Origin of the sequence: Pseudarthrobacter sp. J47 (assembly GCF_049810315.1) — a bacterium.
GTDB lineage: Bacteria > Actinomycetota > Actinomycetes > Actinomycetales > Micrococcaceae > Arthrobacter.
Window position 1 is genome coordinate 1,337,025 of the sequence record NZ_CP187358.1, and the last position, 20,802, is coordinate 1,357,826.

Genomic DNA, 20,802 nt, shown 5'->3' on the forward strand with positions numbered 1-20,802 from the left:
GTGTAACAGCCTATAGCCCCGCGGGGGCCGGGGTCATTGCTGTCCCTGGCCGCGGTCCAGGAGCGGCTGGACCCTGAACGGAATCATTTCCCGCATGGCCAGCGCAGTATCAGTCCGGTCCACGCCATCACACGCCAGGATTTTTCCGTTGATCCGGAACAGGTCCTCAGCGTCGACGGCAACAACACGCAGCAGCAGGTCAGCTGATCCTGTGAGGCCGTACCCTTCCAGGATCTCCGGGATCCCGGCGAGGTCCTTGGCCAGGGCACCCAGCTTTTGCTGCTGCACGTGGACCGAAATGAAGGCTGTCAGGGGATAGCCCAGCGAGGCGGGATTGATGCGCCGTTCAAAGGACAGGAAGACGTGCTTTTTCTCCAGCTGGGCCATCCTGGCCTGCACCGTGTTCCGGGACAGCCCCAGTTTCTGGGCGAGCGCCACCACCGTGCGGGCGGGGTCCTTGGCCAGGGCCGAAAGCAGGCGTGTGTCCGTGCCATCCAAAGCTTGCATAATGCGCAAGGCTAGCACGGTCCAGAGGGTCAAAACAGGGCACTTTGCTCAGTTTGGAGCGTGTCAGTTGTACCCCATGTTCATTGTGAGTAGGGTCACAAATATCGGGTAAAGGTGCCCGGCAGACCTCCTGGAGGAGGGACCACAAGTCCCGCCGCGGCAGGTCAAAGAGGACGTCGGAGGTTGACGAACGTGATCACAGAACACCAGGGGGCCCGGCATCCAGGGCTCGTCCAGCTGATAACTCCGGACGGGGAACGCGTGAGCCACCCCGAATACGATCCATGGGTCCAGGACGTTGGCGACGAACAGCTGATTGCGCTGTACACGGACATGGCCATCGTCCGCCGGATCGACACCGAAGCAACCGCCCTGCAACGCCAGGGCGAACTGGCCCTGTGGCCGCCGCTGCTGGGGCAGGAAGCCGCCCAGGTGGGGTCGGCAAGGGTGGTCCGGGCCGAGGACTTCATTTTCTCCAGCTACCGCGAGAACGGTGTCGCCTGGTGCCGTGGGGTGGACCTGGCGGACATCATCAGGATGTGGCGGGGCAACGCGGCATCCGGCTGGGATCCCTACACCGTCAACATGGCAGCGCCCCAGATCATCATCGGCGCCCAGACCCTGCACGCCACCGGTTATGCCATGGGCATCCAGTTCGACGGCGCCGATACCGCCGCGATCACCTACTTCGGAGACGGCGCCACGAGCCAGGGCGACGTCAACGAGGCCATGGTGTTCGCGGCCAGCTTCCAGGTCCCGGTCGTCTTTTTCTGCCAGAACAACCACTGGGCCATTTCGGAGCCCGTGAGCCTGCAGTCCCACACCCGGATTGCTGACCGGGCCCCGGGATTCGGCATCCCGTCCATGCAGGTGGACGGCAATGACGTCCTGGCAGTGATGGCAGCCACGCGGATCGCCATGGACCGCGCCCGGAATGGCGGCGGCCCCACGTTCATTGAAGCCGTGACCTACAGGATGGGCCCGCACACCACAGCTGACGATCCCACCCGCTACCGGGACCCCAACGAGCTGGAGGACTGGGCTGCCAAGGATCCGCTGAAGCGGGTCAAGGCGCTGCTGGACCGGAAGGGCCTGCTGACTGACCACCTGCTCGAAGAGGTGGAGCGGAAGGCTGCAGAAGTAGCCACCCAGCTGCGCAAGGCCTGTGTGGAAATGCCGGACCCGGCGCCGTCGGATGTCTTCCGCCACGTTTACAGCACCCCCAATTCCTGGCTGGACCGCCAGGAGGAGCAGTACTCCCGCTACCTGGCCTTCCTCGGCGATCCCGCAGGGGCCACTCCGGCCGAAGGAGCCACACGATGACCACCATGACCTTCGGCGCAGCCATCAACGCCGGGCTGCGCAAGTCCCTCGAAAACGATCCCAAGGTGGTCCTGATGGGGGAGGACATCGGCACGCTCGGCGGCGTCTTCCGCATTACGGACGGCCTGCAGAAGGACTTCGGCAAGCACCGGGTGATCGATACCCCGCTGGCCGAATCCGGAATCATGGGCACCGCAGTGGGCCTGGCCTACCGCGGATACCGGCCCGTGGTGGAGATCCAGTTCGACGGTTTCATCTACCCCGCCTTTGACCAGATCGTCTGCCAGGTGGCCAAGATGCACTACCGCACCCGCGGCGCCGTCACCCTTCCCATCACCATCCGTGTCCCCTTTGGCGGGGGCATCGGTTCACCCGAGCACCACTCCGAGTCGCCCGAGGCCTACTTCACGCACACCTCCGGGCTGCGCGTCGTCAGCGTATCCAACCCGCAGGACGCCTACACCATGGTCCAGCAGGTCATCAGCTGCGATGACCCGGTGCTGTTCTTCGAGCCCAAGCGGCGCTACCACGACAAGGGCGAGGTGGACCTCGGCGTCGATCCCGCCACGGCGCCGGACATGGGTTCCGCCGCGGTGGTAACCGCAGGCAAGGACGTCACGCTGGTCGCCTACGGGCCGCTGGTGAAGACGGCCCGGGACGCGGCGCAGGCTGCCGCGGACGACGGCATCTCAGTCGAGGTCCTCGACCTGCGCTCGCTGTCCCCGGTGGACTACGCCACTGTTGAGGCTTCGGTGCGCAAGACCGGCAGGCTGGTCATCACCCACGAGGCAGGAATGTCCGGCGGCGTGGGAGCGGAGATTGCCGCCAGCATTACCGAGCGCTGCTTCAACTACCTGGAGGCGCCACCCATCAGGATTACGGGTTTTGACATCCCCTACCCGTACTCAAAGCTGGAGATGCACCACCTTCCGAACCTGGACCGCATCCTGGACGGCGTTGACCGGGCCATGTACAGGCCCAACTCGTTGAGCGGACTGGAAGGATGAGCGCCACCATGATCAAGGAATTCAGGCTCCCGGACCTGGGCGAAGGCCTCACCGAATCAGAAATCCTCAACTGGCGCGTCAACGTCGGAGATACTGTGACGCTCAACCAGGTGATCGCCGAGGTGGAGACCGCCAAGGCTGTGGTGGAACTGCCGTCGCCTTTTGCCGGCGTGGTCACCGCCCTGCATGAGACACCGGGAACGGTGGTGGAAGTGGGAAAGCCGATCGTCTCCTTTGAAGTACCTGACGACGGCGGCAACAACGGGCGGCCGAACGGATCCAGTGGGGATGCCGGTTCCCAGGCCGCCGAAGGGCAGGGCGCCCCAGTGCAAGGCGCCGATGGGCAGGCTCCAGCCAAACGCGAGCCGAACCTGGTGGGGTACGGCGCCATGGTGGAAAATTCCGGCCGGCCGGTGCGCCGCCGTCGTTCCGGCATCAGCCAGGAAGCAGCTGCGGTTCCGGCGCCGGCCGCCGTCCCCGCGCCTGCGGCATCTCCGGAAACTTCCGAAAGGCCGCGCTCCACGCCTCCCGTCAGGAAGCTGGCCCGGGACCTGGGCGTGGACCTCGGGTCCGTAGCCGGAACCGGCGAGCGCGGGCTGATTACCCGTGATGACGTCCTCAATGCCGTAGGGCAGGCTGTTCCTGAAGGGGCCGGGGCCGGGGCAGGAACAGGGGTCGGGGCTGGGACCGCGCCGGCAGGCCAGCGTGAAACCCGCATTCCCATCAAGGGGGTCCGCAAGGCCACGGCATCGGCCATGGTGGCCAGTGCCTTCACCGCCCCGCATGTCACCGAATTCCTGACCGTGGACGCCACAGCCTCCATGGAGTTCCTGGACAGGCTGAAGTCGGGGAAGGATTTCGCCGGCGTCAAGCTCACCCCGCTGACGCTGGTGGCCAGGGCCGTCCTGATTGCCCTGAAACGGAACCCGTCCCTGAACTCGGCCTGGGATGAGGCCAAACAGGAAATCGTCCAGTTCAACTACGTGAACCTGGGGATCGCCGCTGCCACCCCGAGGGGGCTGCTGGTCCCGAACATCAAGGACGCTGAAACGCTGCCCTTCCCGGACCTGGCAGCAGCCCTTGCGGACCTCGCGGAAACGGCCCGGGCGGGCAAGACCAGCCCGGCCCAGCTTTCAGGGGGGACCATCTCCATCACCAACATCGGGGTGTTTGGCATCGACGCGGGGACACCCATCCTGAATCCGGGTGAGGCCGCCATCCTGGCTGTTGGTGCTGTCCGCCGGATGCCATGGGAGTACCAGGGCAAGATCAAGCTCCGGCAGGTCCTTACCCTGAGCCTCTCCTTCGACCACCGGTTGGTGGACGGCGAGCAGGGGTCACGGTTCCTGGCAGACGTCGGCAGGCTCCTGGCCGATCCCGCGCTTGCGATGACCATGGCGTAGGAGCAACCACCGGAATCGGTTGCGGCCCGGGCTCAGGGAGTTGTCAGGGCCGCAAGCGCCATGCGTTCGAGGATGGGGGCGGCGGATTTTGCGCCGATCCGCCGCCCATGTGCCCGCACCGAGTGTGGTGTTGAGTTGATGAGCCCAAATGCGGCATGCGCCCGCATCCGCAGCTCGGCAACGTCCACGTTCGGGTGGATCGCGCCAAGCACCTCCACCCAGACTTCGACGTACTGGCGTTGCAGGTGCCGGACCTCGGCCTGGTCCCCGGCGGAGAGGTTGCTGAAATCCCGGTCCTGCACACGGATCACATCCGGCTGGTTGAGGGCGAAGTCCAGCTGGAAGGCCACCAGCTGCTCCAGCGCCGCCCCGGGACTGCCTGCGGCGGCCACCACGGCGTGGCCGCCGTCCAGGAGGTCATGGCTGACGCTCAGCAGAAGGGCGCCCAGGACTGCCTGCTTGCCGGGGAAATGCCTGTAGACGGCGGGTCCGCTGACGCCGGCGGCCGCACCCAGGTCCTCGATGGACACCCGGTTGAACCCCTCGCGGGCAAAGAGTGAGGCGGCGGCACTGAGGAGGGCCTGCCGGCGGTTCTCCTTGGCTTGCCCGCGCTGGGTCAGGGGAGCGGCCGGCTCCGGGGGAAGTGGTGCGGACATCTGGCCTCCTGGGCGCTGCACCAGCCACGCGCCTGATGCGGCGTGGCGTGTGGTGGACTTCACAGTTAATAGAGACTAACCTGAATTACAGTTATTCGTCATTAACCGAAACCCACATGAGGGGGATTCGGCAGGGAGGACGTCGTCAATGGAGACTATCGCCACCAAGGCCGATGCAGGCAGCCCGGACTTCGCTGCCAACGCCAAGGCGCAGGCCGCGTTGGCCGAGGAGCTTCATGAGCGACTGCAGGCCACGGCGCAAGGCGGACCTGCCGCGTCGCGGGAACGGCACCTGGCCCGCGGCAAACTGCTGCCGAGGGAACGGATTGAACAGCTGCTGGATAACGGCAGTCCCTTCCTGGAGATTGCTCCGCTGGCCGCCAACGGCCTGTATAACGATGAATCCCCGGGTGCCGGAGTTATTGCCGGCATCGGCCTGGTCCATGGCCGGCACGTGCTGGTCATTTCCAATGACGCCACCGTCAAGGGCGGCACCTATTACCCGTTGACCGTCAAGAAGCACCTCCGCGCCCAGGAGATCGCCCTCGAAAACCGCCTGCCCTGCATCTACCTGGTGGATTCAGGGGGAGCGTTCCTGCCCAAGCAGGATGAGGTGTTCCCGGACCGGGACCACTTCGGCAGGATCTTCTACAACCAGGCCCGGATGTCCGCGGCCAAAATTCCACAGCTGGCCGCAGTGATGGGTTCCTGTACGGCAGGCGGCGCCTACGTTCCGGCCATGAGTGACGAAACGGTGATCGTCCGCAACCAGGGGACCATTTTCCTGGGTGGACCGCCCCTGGTGAAGGCGGCCATTGGCGAGATCGTCACTGCCGAAGAACTGGGTGGCGGGGAGGTGCACGCCAAAATTTCCGGCGTCACTGACCATCTTGCCGAAAATGACGAACATGCCCTGCAGATCATCCGGGACATCGTGGCCACCCTGCCCAAACCGGCGGCCCCGGCCTGGGAGGTGGAGCCCGCCGTCGAGCCTTCCGCGGACCCTGCGGAGCTCTATGGTGCGGTTCCCGTGGATGTCAACGCCGCCTACGACGTCCGCGAGGTGATCGCCCGGCTGGTGGACGGCAGCAGGTTCCACGAGTTCAAGAGGGAATACGGCACCACACTCGTTACCGGGTTCGCCCGGATCCACGGCCACCCGGTGGGCATCGTGGCCAACAACGGCGTGCTGTTCAGCGAGTCCTCCCTCAAGGGTGCGCACTTCATTGAACTCTGCGACCAACGCGGCATCCCGCTGCTGTTCCTGCAGAACATTTCCGGTTTTATGGTGGGCAGGGATGCCGAGCAGGGCGGCATTGCCCGCAACGGCGCCAAGATGGTCACCGCCGTGGCAACCGCGCGGGTACCCAAGCTCACCGTGGTGATCGGCGGTTCGTTCGGGGCGGGCAACTACTCCATGTGCGGCAGGGCCTATTCGCCACGGTTCCTGTGGATGTGGCCGGCGGCCCGTATTTCCGTGATGGGCGGCAACCAGGCCTCCAGCGTGCTGGCCACCGTCAAGCGGGACCAGTACGCGGCCGCAGGCACTGACTGGTCCACCGAAGACGAGGAAGCCTTCAAGGCACCCATCCGGCAGCAGTACGAGGACCAGGGGAGCCCGTACTACTCCACCGCGCGCCTCTGGGATGACGGCGTGATTGACCCCGCGGACACCCGCACCGTCCTGGGACTGGCGCTGGACGTCGTTTCCCGCAGCCCACTGCCGGAGACCTCCTTCGGCCTCTTCAGGATGTGAGCGCATGAACCACACTTCTGCCCGCCAGGCCCCGCACGCAAGGCCGGACGTCCGCCCGTTCAACACGGTGCTGGTTGCCAACCGCGGTGAAATCGCCTGCCGCATCATCAGGACCCTGCGACGCATGGGGATCCGGTCCGTGGCCGTTTACAGCGACGCCGACGCCGGTGCGCGCCACGTTCTGGAAGCAGACACCGCCGTCCGGATCGGCCCGGCAGCAGCAGCGGAGAGCTACCTGAACATTGATGCCCTGGTGCGGGCCTGCAAGGAGTCCGGTGCCGAGGCCGTCCATCCGGGCTACGGATTCCTGAGTGAGAACGCACTTTTTGCCGACGCGCTGCAGTCCGCCGGACTGACCTTCATCGGCCCGCCGGTGGATGCCCTGACGGTCATGGGGGACAAAATCCGGTCCAAGAACCACGTGGCCGGCTACGGCGTGCCCGTGGTCCCGGGCATCGCGAAGCCCGGCCTGTCCGATGCCGAACTCGAGGCTGCGGCCGGTGAGGTTGGCTACCCGTTGCTGATCAAACCCTCCGCCGGGGGCGGCGGGAAGGGCATGCATGTGGTGACGAATCCCCAGGACCTCGCCGCCACCCTGCTCACTGCGCGGCGGGTTGCCGCCGCTGCCTTCGGGGACGACACCCTGTTCCTGGAGCGGCTTGTGTCCACACCGCGCCATATTGAAGTCCAGGTCCTCGCGGACGCCCACGGCAACGTCATCCACCTGGGGGAGCGCGAGTGCTCGCTGCAGCGGCGCCACCAGAAAGTCATCGAGGAAGCGCCCTCACCGCTGCTGGAATCGCTGCCCAACGGCGAGGCGATCCGCGCCCGCATTGGTGAAGCAGCGTGCCAGGCGGCGCGCAGCGTCAGTTACACGGGCGCGGGAACTGTTGAATTCCTCGTGTCGGACCAGGCCCCTGAGGAGTTCTTCTTTATGGAGATGAACACCCGGCTGCAGGTGGAGCACCCGGTCACCGAGATGGTGACCGGCCAGGACCTCGTGGAATGGCAGGTGCGGATCGCGGCAGGCCAGGAGCTGGCACTGCGGCAGGCCGACGTCGTGCTTCAGGGCCACGCCGTAGAGGCAAGGGTCTACGCAGAGCGGCCGGAGCAGAACTTCCTGCCATCCTCAGGCACCGTACTGCTGCTGGACGAGCATGCCGGGAACGGAGAATCCGAAGAGTCTGCTGCGGCCACGGGTGAGCCGGGAATGCAGCCCAGGGTCCGCGTCGATTCCTCGCTCCTGCCCGGCCTGGAAGTGTCCTCCAGCTATGACCCCATGCTCTCCAAGGTGATCGCCTGGGCGGTGGACCGCCAGTCAGCGCTGGACACGCTGGACTCCGCGCTCGCCGGGTACACGGCCCTGGGCATCGACACCAACGTCGAATACCTCCGGCTCCTGGTCAACGATGCGGATGTCCGCGCCGGCAGGCTGGATACCGGCCTGATCGAGCGCAAGCTGCCGGACCTCGCTTTCCGCACCGTGTCTGAGGCTGACTTCGCCGCTGCGGCACTGTTTCTCCTGGCCGGTGATGATACTCCCGGTGGTGCTCCCGGCCGGCTGGAAGCAGCCAGGACCGGTCCCGCCGCCCTTACAGGTCCCTGGCAGCGTGCGGACGGCTGGCGGCTTGGCGGCCGCGCACCGCTGCGGTTCTCTTTCGCCGGTCCGTCCGGGGAAGTTGTCACTGTGCGGGTCACTCCTGACGCCTCGTCGCGTTCAGCCGGCATGGTCCAGGTCGGTTCCGGAGCCGGCCGGCGTGCGTCCCTCCACCCAACCCGGCCCGGATTTGCTGACCTGACGCTCGACGGCGAAACCTCCAGTTATGCCTTCGCCGCCACTGCCGCCGCGGGAACCGGAGTCCGCGAACTGTTTATGGGCAGCGGAGGCTGGTCCTGCCGCCTTGAGGTACTGGACAGGGAGGCCAGGCTCGCGAAGGTGCTGGCCGCCGTCGAACGTGGAGCCGGAACCGCAGACCCGGAAGTCCGCTCGCCCATGACGGGAACGGTGGTTTCCCTCGCGGTCCGCGACGGCGACCACGTACCGGCCGGCCAGGCGCTGCTGTCCGTCGAAGCCATGAAGATGGAGCACCAGCTCACCGCGGAACTCGCCGGCGTGGTCCGCCTCAACGTCACCACCGGGGACCTGGTGCGGGCCGGCCAGGTGCTGGCCACCATCCACCCCGATCCAGCAACCACGCATCCAGCAGCAAGTCCAGATACCAACGGCAAGGGAGACCAGCCATGACAGATTCGCAGCTCAGCGAGGAATACCAGGACCTCAGCGACACCGTACGGGCCTTCGCCGACGAAGTGGTGGCACCCGTTTCCGCCCATCACGACGAAACACACACCTTCCCCTACGAGGTGATCTCGCAGATGGCGGATATGGGCCTGTTCGGCCTGCCGTTCCCGGAAGAGTACGGCGGCATGGGCGGGGACTACTTTGCGTTGTCGCTGGCGCTGGAACAGCTGGGCCGGGTGGACCAGTCGGTGGCCATCACCCTCGAGGCCGGAGTCTCCCTGGGCGCCATGCCGGTGCACCGGTTCGGAACCGAAGAGCAGAAGCAGGAATGGCTCCCGCTGCTGGCCTCCGGCAAGGCGCTCGCGGGATTCGGGCTGACGGAGTCCGAAGCCGGTTCCGATGCCGGAGGAACCAAAACGGCTGCCACGCTGGCTGACGGCACCTGGACGATCAACGGCACCAAGGAATTCATCACCAACTCCGGCACCGACATCACGCGGCTGGTCACGGTGACGGCGGTAACCGGCCGGGAGGAACGCCCGGACGGAAGCGTCAAGAAGGAAATCTCCACCATCCTGGTCCCTACGGACACTCCCGGGTTCACCGCCGAAAAGGCCTACAACAAGGTGGGCTGGAACGCCTCCGACACCCACCCGCTGACCCTGCGCGACGTCAAGGTTCCCGAAGCGAACCTCCTGGGCGAACGCGGCCGCGGTTACGCAAACTTCCTCTCCATCCTGGACGAGGGCAGGATTGCCATCGCCGCGCTGGCCACCGGAGCGGCCCAGGGCTGCGTTGACCTGTCAGTGAAATACGCCAAGGAACGCAGCGCCTTTGGCCAGAACATCGGCAAGTACCAGGCGGTGGCCTTCAAGATCGCCAGGATGCAGGCCAGGGCCCATACCGCACGCCTGGCCTATTACGATGCCGCCGCCCGGATGCTGGCCGGCAAGCCGTTCAAGACCGAGGCGGCCATCGCTAAGATGGTCGCAGGCGAGGCGGCCATGGACAACGCGCGGGATGCCACCCAGGTATTCGGCGGCTATGGCTTCATCAACGAATTCACCGTGGCGCGGCATTACCGGGACTCCAAAATCCTCGAAATCGGTGAAGGCACCACGGAAGTCCAGCTGATGCTGATCGCCCGGGAGCTGGGCCTGTAGGCCCGGTGGTCGAGCTTGTCGAGACCGTCACCGGTGGTCGAGCTTGTCGAGACCGTCGAGACTGAAAGGATCAACGATGATTAACAAGGTTGTTGCCAGTCCGGCCGAGGCCGTGGCGGACATCCCGGACGGTGCCTCGCTGGCGGTGGGCGGGTTCGGCTTATGCGGCATCCCGGTCACGTTGATCGACGCCCTGCACAGCCGTGGCACCACGGACCTGGAAACTGTCAGCAATAACTGCGGTGTTGACGACTGGGGCCTGGGCGTTTTGCTCAAGGACGGCCGGATCCGGCGGACCATCAGCTCCTACGTTGGCGAAAACAAGGAGTTTGCGCGGCAGTACCTGGCCGGCGAACTGGAAGTGGTGTTGACGCCGCAGGGAACGCTGGCGGAGAAACTGCGGGCCGGAGGTGCCGGGATCCCGGCCTTCTACACCCGGGCGGGGGTAGGGACCCAGGTGTCCGACGGCGGCCTGCCGCAGAAATACGATGCTGACGGCGCAGTGGCTGTCGCGTCGGCGCCCAAGGAAGTCCGGACGTTCAACGGCATCGACTACGTCCTGGAGGAGTCCCTGACCCCGGATTTTGGCCTGGTCCACGCCTGGAAGGGTGACCGGCACGGGAACCTGATGTTCCATGCAACGGCGATGAACTTCAACCCGCTGTGCGCGATGGCCGGAAAGATCACCATCGCGGAGGTGGAGGAACTGGTGGAGCCGGGTGAACTTGACCCCGAGCACGTCCACATACCGGGCATCTTTGTCCAGCGTGTGGTCCTTGCGGCCAGCACCGAAAAGCGCATCGAAAAACGGACTGTGGCGGTGGCACCAGCAGCCGGCCCCGACCAGGCAGGAGCGTAACGCCATGACTCTTCCAGACCAGCAGGTGCAGCCCGAACGGCCGGAATCCGTACGGCACGAATACCGGCGGGCGCAGGCACTTGATCCGGACAAGAAGGGCTGGTCCCGGAACGAGCTCGCCGCGCGCGTTGCCAGGGAACTGCATAACGGGCAGTACGTGAACCTTGGCATCGGCATGCCCACGCTGATTCCCAATTACATTCCTGAGGGCGTGGAGGTGGTGCTGCACTCCGAGAACGGGATCCTCGGCGTCGGGCCTTACCCCACCGAAGACGCGGTGGATCCGGACCTCATCAACGCGGGCAAGGAAACGGTCACCGTCAACAAGGGCGCCGCCTTCTTCGATTCTGCTGCCTCGTTCGGCATGATCCGCGGCGGGCACGTGGATGTGGCAGTCCTGGGGGCCATGGAAGTTGCGGAGAACGGGGACCTGGCCAACTGGATGATCCCCGGCAAGATGGTCAAGGGAATGGGCGGTGCCATGGACCTGGTGTTCGGGGCCCGCACCGTGATCGTCATGATGGAGCACGTGGACCGTAACGGCAACCCCAAGATTGTGCGGCAGTGTTCCCTTCCGCTGACCGGGAAGGGCTGCGTGGACAGGATCATCACGGACCTCGCCGTGATCGACGTCGTAAAGGACCCCTCCGGATCGCGGCTGGTGCTGCGCGAACTGGCCCCCAACGTGACGCTTGAGGACGTTGTGGCGGCTACAGGTGCCGAGCTCTTCGAAGAAGACCAGGAACTGACTGTATGAAGCGCGTGATCGAACAGCGCGGACTGTACTTCGACGAGCTCGAGGAAGGCGTTGTCTACGCCCACCGGCCCGGCCGGACGGTGACCGACGCGGACAACGTGCTGTTCACCACCATGACCATGAACACCCAGGCCCTGCACCTGGACGCCGCCTGGAGTGCGGGCCAGCCGTTCGGCCAGCGGCTGGTGAATTCGATGTTCACCCTCGCCACCGTCGTTGGGCAATCGGTAACCCAGCTGACCCAGGGGACCATCATCGCCCAGCTGGGACTCACCGACGTTTCATTCCCGCACCCGCTGTACCTGGGGGACACCCTGTACACGGAAACAACAGTCACGCAGAAGCGGTTGTCGGCGTCCAGGCCCGGCCAGGGTGTTGTCACCATGGAGCACACGGGCCGGAACCAGGACGGCGACGTGGTGGCCCTGGCCACGCGCACTTGCCTGATGTGGACCGAGGCAGCCCACCGCGAGGCGACTGCAGGCTGAGCCTGGAAAAGCTACTTCAGGAAAGGTACAAAGGAGAAGAATGCTGTTATGACGTTTCTGATGGGACCCGCACTCCTCTTCTGCCCCGCTGACCGGCCGGAACGGTTCCACAAGGCCGCCCAGCGGTCCGACGCCGTCATCCTGGACCTGGAGGATGCCGTAGCCCCTGCGGACAAAAAGCGGGCACGCGGCGCTATCCTCGCCCAGCTGGGGACCAAGGGCGAGGTTCCGGAGCTGGAGCCCAGCCGGACCATCATCAGGGTCAATCCCGCCGGCACGGAGGACTTTGAAAAGGACCTGCACTGCCTGGCCCACACACCGTACCGTACGGTGATGCTGGCCAAGGCCGAGGACCCTGCGCAGCTGGCGCGGCTGGAGGGTTATAACGTGATTGCCCTGTGTGAGACCGCTGCGGGAGTACTGAACGCCCCTGCCATTGCGGCTGCGCCCAACGTGGTTGCCCTGATGTGGGGCGCCGAAGACCTCCTGGCCTCGCTGGGCGGCACCTCCAGCAGGGACGGATCCGGCAGGTACCGGGACGTAGCCCTGCACGCCAGGTCAACAGTGCTCCTCGCAGCCAGGGCCCATGGCAAGGAAGCAGTTGACTCCGTGTACGTGGATATTCCCGACCTCAGCGGGCTCGCTGCGGAAGCCGCTGACGCCGTTGCCTCCGGATTTGGGTCCAAGGCCTGTATCCACCCCACACAGGTTGCCGTGATCCGCGCCGCCTACGCGCCCACGGAGGCCGAGGTGGCGGCGGCCAACCAACTGCTGGCCGCAGCCCGGGCTTCAGGTTCAGGTGTTTTCCAGCACGAGGGCAAGATGGTGGACGGCCCGGTACTCAGGCATGCCGAGGCCACCCTGCGACGGGCCGCGGGCCAGGTGCCGCCAAACGCGCTGTGAGGAGCGGGCAGTGAGGACCGAACAGCGGCACTAAGGCAGGACCGTGCAGCAGCGGCTGCCCCAAGTACGGGATACTGGGTCAATGCAGCCACGCAAAATCGTCCTTCTCGGCTCCACCGGCTCCATTGGCACCCAGGCAATTGACGTCGTCGACGGCGCCCCGCACCTTTTCGACGTGGTGGCACTCAGCGCCGGCGGCGGCCAGCCCGAACTCCTTGCCCGGCAGGCTGTCCATACGGGGGCGTCCGTAGTGGGCATGGCCTCCGGCGACGCCGCCCGGCTGAACCAGCTGATTCAGGAAGCCTCCGCTGCTGCGGGCCGGAGCGGCTACCACCCCGAGATCATCGTGGGTCCTGATGCTGCGGCAAAGGTCGCCGAAGTGCCCTCGGACGTGGTGCTGAATGGGATCACCGGTTCCATCGGCCTGGCACCCACGCTGGCCGCCCTTAAATCCGGGGCAATCCTCGCCCTTGCCAACAAGGAATCCCTGATCGTGGGTGGCTCCCTGGTTACCTCCGCTGCCGCCCCCGGGCAGATCGTGCCGGTCGATTCGGAGCATTCAGCGATCGCGCAGTGCCTGCGTTCGGGCAGCGCCGGGGAAGTGGAAAAGCTCATCCTGACCGCGTCCGGCGGCCCGTTCCGGGGCCGGAGCCGGGCGGAACTGACAGATGTCACGCCGTCGGAAGCCCTGGCGCATCCCACCTGGGACATGGGCCTGATGGTCACCACCAATTCCGCCACCCTGGTCAACAAGGGCCTGGAAGTCATTGAGGCACACCTGTTGTTCGATATTCCGCTGGACAGGATTGACGTTGTGGTCCACCCGCAGTCGGTGGTCCACTCCATGGTCCAGTTCGTGGACGGCTCCATCATTGCCCAGGCGTCACCACCGGACATGCGGCTGCCGATCGCCCTGGGCATGGGCTGGCCGGACAGGGTTCCGAAAGCGGCCAAGGCGTGCGACTGGACCCAGGCCGCCGCCTGGACCTTCGAACCCCTGGACACCGTGGCATTCCCCGCTGTGGGCCTGGCCAAGGACGCCGCAAAACAGGGGAGCACGTTCCCGGCAGTCTTCAACGCCGCCAACGAGGAAGCCGTGCTGGCCTTCCACCACGGCCGGATCCGCTTCACCGAAATCGTGGACACCATCGATGCCGTCCTCAGCGAACACACAGGATCTTCCGGGCTGACGGTGGAATCGGTACTGGATGCTGAAAAGTGGGCACGCATGCGGGCCCAGGAACGTTTAGCCCTCAGCAGTCTCTAAGGAAGCAGTACAACAACGAATGAGTCCGGTTCTTCTTTTTATCCTCGGTGTGGTCTTTGTGGCCCTCGGCATTGCCGTGTCCATCGCGCTGCACGAGGTGGGCCACCTGCTGCCGGCCAAGCTCTTCAAGGTGCGGGTCACCAAGTACATGATCGGCTTCGGTCCCACGCTGTGGTCCCGCCGCAAGGGCGAAACCGAGTACGGCATCAAGGCCATTCCCTTGGGCGGCTACGTCTCCATGATCGGCATGTATCCGCCCAACAAGGACGACGGCGGAGTCCGGCCATCCAGTACCGGGATGTTCCAGACGCTGGCCACCGAGGCCCGCTCCATGGCCCACGAGGAAGTGGGCCCTGCTGACGAAAACCGGGTGTTCTACAAGCTTCCGGTATGGAAAAAGATCATCGTGATGCTCGGCGGCCCGGGCATGAACCTGCTGATTGGTGTGGCGCTGACGGCGGTGCTGCTGATGGGCTTCGGCGCGGCCACGGCAACCACCACCATTTCGGATGTTTCGAAATGCCAGGTGGCGGAAGGCCAAACCGTGGACCCGGAATCGGCTGACTGCCGGCCCACCCCGGCGGCTGCTGCCGGACTGCTGCCCAACGATGTCGTGACCTCCTTTGACGGCAAGGCTGTTGAAGAGTGGGGCCTGCTCACCGAATGGATCCGCGCTGCCGCGGGCCGGGAAGTGGCCATCACCGTTGAACGCGCCGGCACGGAGGTCTCCACTACCGTGACACCCGTCCTGTCCGCCCGGCCGGTAGTGGGGCCTGACGGCCTGCAGGCCATGGACGACGAGGGGCAGCCGCTGTACCAGGACGTCGGCTTCCTGGGCATCGGTGCCAAAACCGAACTGGTTCCCCAGCCGGCGTCGACGGTCCTGCCCATGGCCGGTGAGAACATCCGGCAGGTGGCCGGCGTCATCCTGAACCTGCCGGCCCGGGTGGTGGGCGTGGCGCAGGCTGCCTTCAGCTCGGAACCGCGGGACCCCAACGGTCCCATCAGCGTGGTCGGCGTGGGACGGGTGGCTGGCGAGGTGGCTGCCATGGAAGAGATCCCGGTGGAGTCCCGGGTGGCAACCCTGGTGGGGCTGCTGGCCGGATTGAACTTTGCGCTGGCGGTTTTCAACCTGGTGCCGCTGCTGCCGCTTGACGGTGGCCACGTGGCGGGGGCCCTGTATGAGGGTGCGCGCCGGCAGGTGGCACGGCTGTTCGGCAAGCCCGATCCCGGAGCGTTCGACATCGCCAGGCTGCTGCCGTTGACCTATGTGGTGGCTGCCCTGCTGATGGGATTGTCCGCGTTGCTCATCTATGCGGACATCGTTAAGCCAATCAACCTCTTCGGGTAGCCTCTAAACCATAAACAGCTGATTCTTATCAATCATCCGAATTTGATTGATTATTCCAGATAAGCCACCTACGGTTGAGTCATGTACGTATTGACCATCGACCAACGCGGCAGCACCCGCGACAGGGACCGTGTCCCGGAACTGCTGGCTGAGCTGACTTCCCTGGGCTTCCCCTCCTTTGAACGCTCCGTGGGGGATGAGCTCCAGGGAGTTGTGGACCACGCCGGCCAGGCTGTTGATGCCGCCCTGCACGCCCTCCGCAGCGGGCATTGGTACGTCGGGATCGGCCTGGGTGAAGCCGTAGTTCCCGACGGCGGCAGTCCGCGTGAGGGAATCGGTTCGGCTTTTGTTGCGGCACGCCATGCAGTGGAGTTCGCCAAAGGCGCAGGCAGTCGCGTTCCGTTGTCGGTGGTGGCTGGAATACTTGCCGCAGGAGCGGTGGAGGAGGATGGCATGGCCACGGAGAGGCCTGACGCGAACGGGCAGGGAACAGATCCCGCAGCGGAGGCGGTTGCCGCCTGTGCGGACGCCCAGGCAGTGCTCCGGCTGATCGCCAGGCTCCGCCAGGAGCGCACGGCCCCGCAATGGAAACTGGTGGACACCCTTAATGAACTCACTGCCGCTGCGCCCCACGGAATCCAGAAGCTGGCAGCGGAACGGCTGGGTGTCAGCGAGCAGTCTGTCAGCCGCACGTTGATCCGGGCCGGGTGGCAGGAGGAACTGGCGGCCAGGCCAGCCGCGGCGCGCCTCCTGGAGTTTGCGCATCGCTCGGTTGCCGCCGCGCACGGTGCGGCCGGCGCCAAAGGCGGGGCTAACTGATGGAGCAGGCATGGCTTGACGTTCTGTGGGTTGCAGGGGCCCTGCTGGTTGCAGGCTTTGTGGGCTGGCCTGTCACCGTCCTTGTCTTCAGGCTGGCAAGGACCATCGACGAGAAAACGGATGAGCCGCTCCCTGGCGCGCAGAAGCGCGTGGGCAGTGAAGCGGATCCTGCGGCGGATGTCACGGTTGACGCCGATCCGGGGACCGGGAATCCCTCCGGGGAGCACGCCGCCGCTGTGGAGCCGCCGCCGGCCGTCGCTGTCACGGAGACCATCCTTCGCGGTGGCGCCATCATCGGCGTGCTGGAGCGGCTTGCCGTTGCCGTCGCCATCCTGGCGGGGCAGCCGGTGGCTATCGCCTACATTGTGGCCATCAAGGGCCTGGGCCGGTTCGCCGAACTGAAGGAAACGCCAGCGGCTGCCGAGCGGTTCATCATCGGCACGCTGACGTCAATGCTGTGGGCGGCAGGAGTGGCCGCCGTCGTCAAAACCGTCTTTCTGGGGTGAACCGCCAGGCCCGCGGGATGGCGGCAGCAAGCCCCGGATCGGCGGAGGGGCCGCTGGCGCGTTAGGGTATCCATATGACTGTTTTTGCCGTTGAGTATGTGTACGCCGCCGATTCCGCAGCTGTCCTCGATGAGGTGCGTCCGGCTCACCGGGCCTGGCTGAGCGGTCTGGAAAGCGAAGGCAAGCTGCTTACCAGCGGCCCGTACGGTGATGGCGCCGGCGCGCTCCTGATCTTCAAGACCTCTGATGAAGCGGCGCTCACCGAGCTCCTGAAGCAGGATCCTTTCGCCACGGCGGGAACGATCGCCGGCATCCGGACCATGGAGTGGAAACCGGTGATCGGCCTGCTGGCCGCACACGCTTCCTAAAGTCCTCCCCAACCCGTTCCACCCAATCAAGGAGTCCACGTGACCTCGGTCAGCCTGGGAATGCCGGCAGCCCCGCCACCCGTTCTCGCCCCCCGCCGCAAGACGCGGCAGATCAAGGTTGGGCCTGTCGGTGTCGGTTCCGACTCGCCGATCAGCGTCCAGTCCATGACCACGACGCCCACCACCGACATCAACGCAACCCTGCAGCAGATCGCCGAGCTCACGGCATCAGGCTGCGACATTGTCCGCGTTGCCTGCCCGTCCGCTGACGATGCCGAGGCCCTGCCGATCATTGCCCGGAAGTCGCAGATCCCGGTGATCGCTGACATCCACTTCCAGCCCAAGTATGTTTTCGCGGCCATCGAAGCAGGCTGCGCGGCCGTACGCGTCAATCCGGGAAACATCCGCAAGTTTGATGACCAGGTCAAGGAAATCGCCGCGGCCGCCCGTGACCACGGCACCTCCATCCGCATCGGTGTTAACGCCGGTTCGCTGGAGCCCGGCATCATGAAGAAGTACGGCAAGGCCACTCCGGAGGCCCTGGTTGAATCTGCAGTATGGGAAGCCTCCCTGTTCGAGGAGCATGGCTTCCACGACTTCAAGATCTCCGTGAAGCACAACGATCCCGTGATCATGGTTGCGGCGTACGAAATGCTCGCGGAGCAGGGCGACTGGCCCCTGCACCTCGGCGTTACCGAGGCCGGTCCGGCATTCCAGGGCACCATCAAGTCGGCTACCGCCTTCGGAGCCCTGCTCTCGCGCGGCATCGGGGATACCATCCGCGTCTCGCTGTCTGCTCCTCCGGTGGAGGAGATCAAGGTGGGCAACCAGATCCTGCAGTCCCTGAACCTGCGCCCGCGCAAGCTCGAGATTGTGTCCTGCCCTTCCTGTGGCCGCGCCCAGGTGGACGTGTACACCCTCGCGGAGCAGGTCACCGCAGGGTTGGAAGGCATGGAGGTGCCGCTGCGTGTTGCCGTGATGGGTTGCGTGGTGAACGGTCCGGGTGAGGCCCGCGAGGCAGACCTCGGTGTGGCTTCCGGGAACGGCAAGGGCCAGATCTTTGTGAAGGGCGAAGTCATCAAGACTGTGCCTGAGAGCCAGATTGTTGAGACACTGATCGAAGAGGCAATGCGGCTGGCGGAGGAGATGGGGGAGGCCGATGGCGAAGATGCTGTCAAGGGCGGCCCCGTGGTCAGCGTCTCGTAAAGGCGCAACGGAGCCGGAAGGGCCCACGGTCCGTGTCCTGCAGGATGCGGACACCAGGGCGTTGCGGGAGTTGGCGGACCAGGATCCCGTAGCCAATGTTTTCATCCTGGCGCACCTGGCCTCGATTAACAGCGCGGGGCCAACCACCGGCGGTGCGTCCATCTTTGGAGTGTTCGACGCCGGAACGCTGGTAGGTGCCTGCTGGGCGGGGGCGAATATCGTCCCGGTCCAGCTGGCTCCCGAGTCGGCGCCGGCCGTAGCCGCGGCCGCCAGCCGGACAGGCCGGCGGTTCGCCTCGGCTTTCGGCCCGGCGGAGGCAGTCCTCGCCATGCACCAGGGCCTCCAGGAGCTGGGCCACGCCGCCCATGAAGTCCGCCCCGAGCAGCCGTTGATGGTCATCGACGGCCCGCCGCTGGTGGCTTCGGACCCGGCCGTCCGGCGCGGCACCATGGCGGACTTTGACCGGATCCTTCCTGCGTGTGCGGCCATGTTCGAGGAGGAAGTGGGCTATTCGCCCTTCCTTGGCGGCCGGGATTTCTACAGCCGGCGCGTTGAAGGGCTCATCAGGCAGGGCCATTCCATGGTGCTGATGGGTGCCGCCGGGGAAGTGGTCTTCAAAGCCGAACTCGGCGCTGTCACCAGGGACGTGACGCAGGTGCAGGGCGTGTGGATGAACCCGCAATACCGTGGACGCGGGCTCGGTGCCGGCTACATGGCCGCCGTTGTGGAGATGGCCCAGGAAGTGGCCCCCGTGACCAGCCTCTACGTCAACGACTACAACTCCAGGGCACGGGCCGTGTACCAACGGGTGGGCTTCCGCACGGTTGGCACGTTCGCTACTGTTCTTTTCTAGCCGCCGGCAGTTCCCCGGTGAGGTACCGCTGGATAGTGGGGGAGAGCAGCGCCACCACTTCCTCAGAGGAGATCGAGGCCAGCGGTTCCAGCCGGACCACGTAGCGGGCCATCATGAGCCCCACCATTTGGCTGGCCACCAGGTTTCCGCGCAGCGACACTTCGGCAGGGCTGCCGGGGACGCCTGCCATAACCCGGGTCAGGATGGTGCGGGTGACGGTTTCGCGGAGCAGGATGGTCCGGGCGCGCGAACCGATCGTGCCGCGGATGAAGGCGATCAGTCCATGCTGTGCCGGGCTTTCCCAGAGCCGGAGTACTGCGCGGACTACGGCTTCCGCCCGGACCGCCGGGTCCTGTTCGCTGACTCCACGCAACACCTCGGCCGGGTCCGCGGGAAGCGCGACGCTGAGGGCGAAGAGCTCCTCCTTTCCCTTGAAGAAGTGGTGGACCATGGCCGGATCAACGCCGGCCTCGCGGGCCACCTGGCGCAGGCTGGTTCCGTCGTAGCCGTGCTCGGCGAACAGGCGGCCGGCCGCCGCAAGGATGTCCTCACGGGAGCCCGGGTTTCCGGAACGCCCGCTCCGGCGGCCACGCCGGGCTCCCCGCTCGGCCGCATCGTGCTGGCTCACGAGGTGCGCCGCCGCAGCGTCAGCGACGCCAGGACCAGCACCACCAGGACGATTCCCACCATCACCAGGGTGTCATTCCACATGGTGTCCGTGGCCTCGCTGTGCAGGGCGATCTCGGTCAGGGCATCCACCGAAAAGGTCAGCGGCAGGACGTTGGCGATTGCCTGGAGGACCTCGTTCATGTGCTCGCGGGCAACAAACAGGCCACAGAGCAGGATCTGCGGAACCACCACCACCGGCATAAACTGCACGGCCTGGAATTCGGTACGCGCGAAGGCGGAGCACAACAGGCCCAGCGCCACGCCCAGCACTGAATTGATGACGGCGATCATCACCACCAGCCCGGGGCTTCCTTCGATGTCCAGGTTGAAGATCCAATAGGCGACGGCGGTGGCCACCAGGGACTGCAGTGCAGCCATCAGCGAGAAGGCCAGGGCGTAACCGAACAGCAGGTCAGCCTTGTGGATGGGTGTGGTGAGGAGCCGCTCCAGCGTTCCGGTGGTCCGCTCGCGCAGCATGGTGATGGAGGTGACCAGGAACATGACCACAAAGGGGAAGATGGCCAGCATCATCAGGCCAACGCGGTCGAAGGTGCGCGGCATTCCGGGCGGCAGCACCTCGTTCTCGAACAGGTAATAGACGGCGGTGAGCAGCAATGCCGGCACCACCAGGATCAGTGCGATGCTGCGGTGGTCGTGGCGGAGCTGTTCAAGGACCCGGCGGGCCGTGGCCAGCATCAT

Annotated in this window: 21 protein-coding genes; 17 read left to right on the forward strand and 4 right to left on the reverse strand. The window is 65.7% G+C overall.

Going from position 1 to position 20,802, the window contains the following annotated elements:
• Positions 1 to 33 precede the first annotated feature (33 nt).
• Complete coding sequence (locus ACPJW8_RS06025) at positions 34 to 507, reverse strand: Lrp/AsnC family transcriptional regulator (RefSeq protein WP_330186902.1); 474 nt, start codon at positions 505 to 507, stop codon at positions 34 to 36.
• A gap of 183 nt (positions 508 to 690) precedes the next feature.
• Here ACPJW8_RS06025 and pdhA point away from each other — a divergent pair, with 183 nt between their 5' ends.
• Genes pdhA through ACPJW8_RS06040 form a run of 3 tightly spaced genes read left to right on the forward strand, consistent with a single transcriptional unit; the run spans position 691 to position 4,240 of the window.
• Positions 691 to 1,830, forward strand: a complete 1,140-nt coding sequence (pdhA, locus tag ACPJW8_RS06030; protein WP_425256424.1) for a pyruvate dehydrogenase (acetyl-transferring) E1 component subunit alpha — start codon at positions 691 to 693, stop codon at positions 1,828 to 1,830.
• Positions 1,827 to 2,837: an alpha-ketoacid dehydrogenase subunit beta gene (locus tag ACPJW8_RS06035; RefSeq protein WP_330186904.1), complete on the forward strand. Its 1,011-nt coding sequence runs from the start codon at positions 1,827 to 1,829 to the stop codon at positions 2,835 to 2,837. Before pdhA ends, ACPJW8_RS06035 begins: the two co-directional genes overlap by 4 nt.
• Positions 2,834 to 4,240 carry a dihydrolipoamide acetyltransferase family protein gene (locus ACPJW8_RS06040; protein WP_330186905.1) on the forward strand — a complete coding sequence of 469 codons (1,407 nt, stop codon included), beginning with the start codon at positions 2,834 to 2,836 and terminating at the stop codon, positions 4,238 to 4,240. Before ACPJW8_RS06035 ends, ACPJW8_RS06040 begins: the two co-directional genes overlap by 4 nt.
• Before the next feature lie 32 nt (positions 4,241 to 4,272).
• Here ACPJW8_RS06040 and ACPJW8_RS06045 read toward each other — a convergent pair whose 3' ends face one another.
• Positions 4,273 to 4,896, reverse strand: coding sequence for a TetR/AcrR family transcriptional regulator (locus tag ACPJW8_RS06045; RefSeq protein ID WP_330186906.1), 624 nt, complete (start codon positions 4,894 to 4,896; stop codon positions 4,273 to 4,275).
• 148 nt (positions 4,897 to 5,044) lie between these two features.
• Here ACPJW8_RS06045 and ACPJW8_RS06050 point away from each other — a divergent pair, with 148 nt between their 5' ends.
• From ACPJW8_RS06050 to ACPJW8_RS06115, 14 genes are all read left to right on the forward strand, one after another.
• Complete coding sequence (locus ACPJW8_RS06050; RefSeq protein ID WP_330186907.1) at positions 5,045 to 6,652, forward strand: carboxyl transferase domain-containing protein; 1,608 nt, start codon at positions 5,045 to 5,047, stop codon at positions 6,650 to 6,652.
• A 4-nt stretch (positions 6,653 to 6,656) separates the two neighbouring features.
• A complete protein-coding gene (locus ACPJW8_RS06055; protein WP_330186908.1) occupies positions 6,657 to 8,897 on the forward strand; it encodes an acetyl/propionyl/methylcrotonyl-CoA carboxylase subunit alpha in 2,241 nt (746 codons plus the stop codon).
• Positions 8,894 to 10,057 carry an acyl-CoA dehydrogenase family protein gene (locus ACPJW8_RS06060; protein WP_330186909.1) on the forward strand — a complete coding sequence of 388 codons (1,164 nt, stop codon included), beginning with the start codon at positions 8,894 to 8,896 and terminating at the stop codon, positions 10,055 to 10,057. The genes ACPJW8_RS06055 and ACPJW8_RS06060 overlap by 4 nt, the downstream gene beginning before the upstream one ends.
• Before the next feature lie 76 nt (positions 10,058 to 10,133).
• Positions 10,134 to 10,916 carry a CoA transferase subunit A gene (locus ACPJW8_RS06065; RefSeq protein ID WP_330186910.1) on the forward strand — a complete coding sequence of 261 codons (783 nt, stop codon included), beginning with the start codon at positions 10,134 to 10,136 and terminating at the stop codon, positions 10,914 to 10,916.
• Positions 10,917 to 10,920: 4 nt separating this feature from the next.
• Complete coding sequence (locus ACPJW8_RS06070; RefSeq protein WP_330186911.1) at positions 10,921 to 11,673, forward strand: CoA transferase subunit B; 753 nt, start codon at positions 10,921 to 10,923, stop codon at positions 11,671 to 11,673.
• Positions 11,670 to 12,161, forward strand: coding sequence for a MaoC family dehydratase (locus ACPJW8_RS06075; RefSeq protein WP_330186912.1), 492 nt, complete (start codon positions 11,670 to 11,672; stop codon positions 12,159 to 12,161). The genes ACPJW8_RS06070 and ACPJW8_RS06075 overlap by 4 nt, the downstream gene beginning before the upstream one ends.
• Positions 12,162 to 12,209: 48 nt before the next feature.
• A complete protein-coding gene (locus ACPJW8_RS06080; RefSeq protein WP_330186913.1) occupies positions 12,210 to 13,064 on the forward strand; it encodes a CoA ester lyase in 855 nt (284 codons plus the stop codon).
• A gap of 82 nt (positions 13,065 to 13,146) precedes the next feature.
• Positions 13,147 to 14,331 (forward strand): 1-deoxy-D-xylulose-5-phosphate reductoisomerase, encoded by a 1,185-nt coding sequence (gene dxr, locus ACPJW8_RS06085; protein WP_330186914.1) that lies wholly within the window; start codon positions 13,147 to 13,149, stop codon positions 14,329 to 14,331.
• A gap of 19 nt (positions 14,332 to 14,350) precedes the next feature.
• Positions 14,351 to 15,682: a site-2 protease family protein gene (locus ACPJW8_RS06090; protein WP_330186915.1), complete on the forward strand. Its 1,332-nt coding sequence runs from the start codon at positions 14,351 to 14,353 to the stop codon at positions 15,680 to 15,682.
• 81 nt (positions 15,683 to 15,763) lie between these two features.
• Complete coding sequence (locus ACPJW8_RS06095) at positions 15,764 to 16,501, forward strand: MarR family transcriptional regulator (RefSeq protein ID WP_330186916.1); 738 nt, start codon at positions 15,764 to 15,766, stop codon at positions 16,499 to 16,501.
• Positions 16,501 to 17,007: a hypothetical protein gene (locus tag ACPJW8_RS06100; RefSeq protein WP_330186917.1), complete on the forward strand. Its 507-nt coding sequence runs from the start codon at positions 16,501 to 16,503 to the stop codon at positions 17,005 to 17,007. Before ACPJW8_RS06095 ends, ACPJW8_RS06100 begins: the two co-directional genes overlap by 1 nt.
• Positions 17,008 to 17,081: 74 nt before the next feature.
• Positions 17,082 to 17,375, forward strand: a complete 294-nt coding sequence (locus ACPJW8_RS06105) for a YciI family protein (protein ID WP_330186918.1) — start codon at positions 17,082 to 17,084, stop codon at positions 17,373 to 17,375.
• Positions 17,376 to 17,414: 39 nt separating this feature from the next.
• Positions 17,415 to 18,581 carry a flavodoxin-dependent (E)-4-hydroxy-3-methylbut-2-enyl-diphosphate synthase gene (gene ispG / locus ACPJW8_RS06110; protein ID WP_330186919.1) on the forward strand — a complete coding sequence of 389 codons (1,167 nt, stop codon included), beginning with the start codon at positions 17,415 to 17,417 and terminating at the stop codon, positions 18,579 to 18,581.
• Entirely contained in the window at positions 18,544 to 19,434 is an 891-nt protein-coding gene (locus ACPJW8_RS06115) for a GNAT family N-acetyltransferase (protein ID WP_330187033.1), read from the forward strand. Before ispG ends, ACPJW8_RS06115 begins: the two co-directional genes overlap by 38 nt.
• Here ACPJW8_RS06115 and ACPJW8_RS06120 read toward each other — a convergent pair.
• Complete coding sequence (locus ACPJW8_RS06120) at positions 19,418 to 20,062, reverse strand: TetR family transcriptional regulator (protein WP_330186920.1); 645 nt, start codon at positions 20,060 to 20,062, stop codon at positions 19,418 to 19,420. The genes ACPJW8_RS06115 and ACPJW8_RS06120 overlap by 17 nt on opposite strands.
• Positions 20,059 to 20,802, reverse strand: coding sequence for an ABC transporter permease (locus ACPJW8_RS06125; RefSeq protein ID WP_330187034.1), 744 nt, complete (start codon positions 20,800 to 20,802; stop codon positions 20,059 to 20,061). Before ACPJW8_RS06125 ends, ACPJW8_RS06120 begins: the two co-directional genes overlap by 4 nt.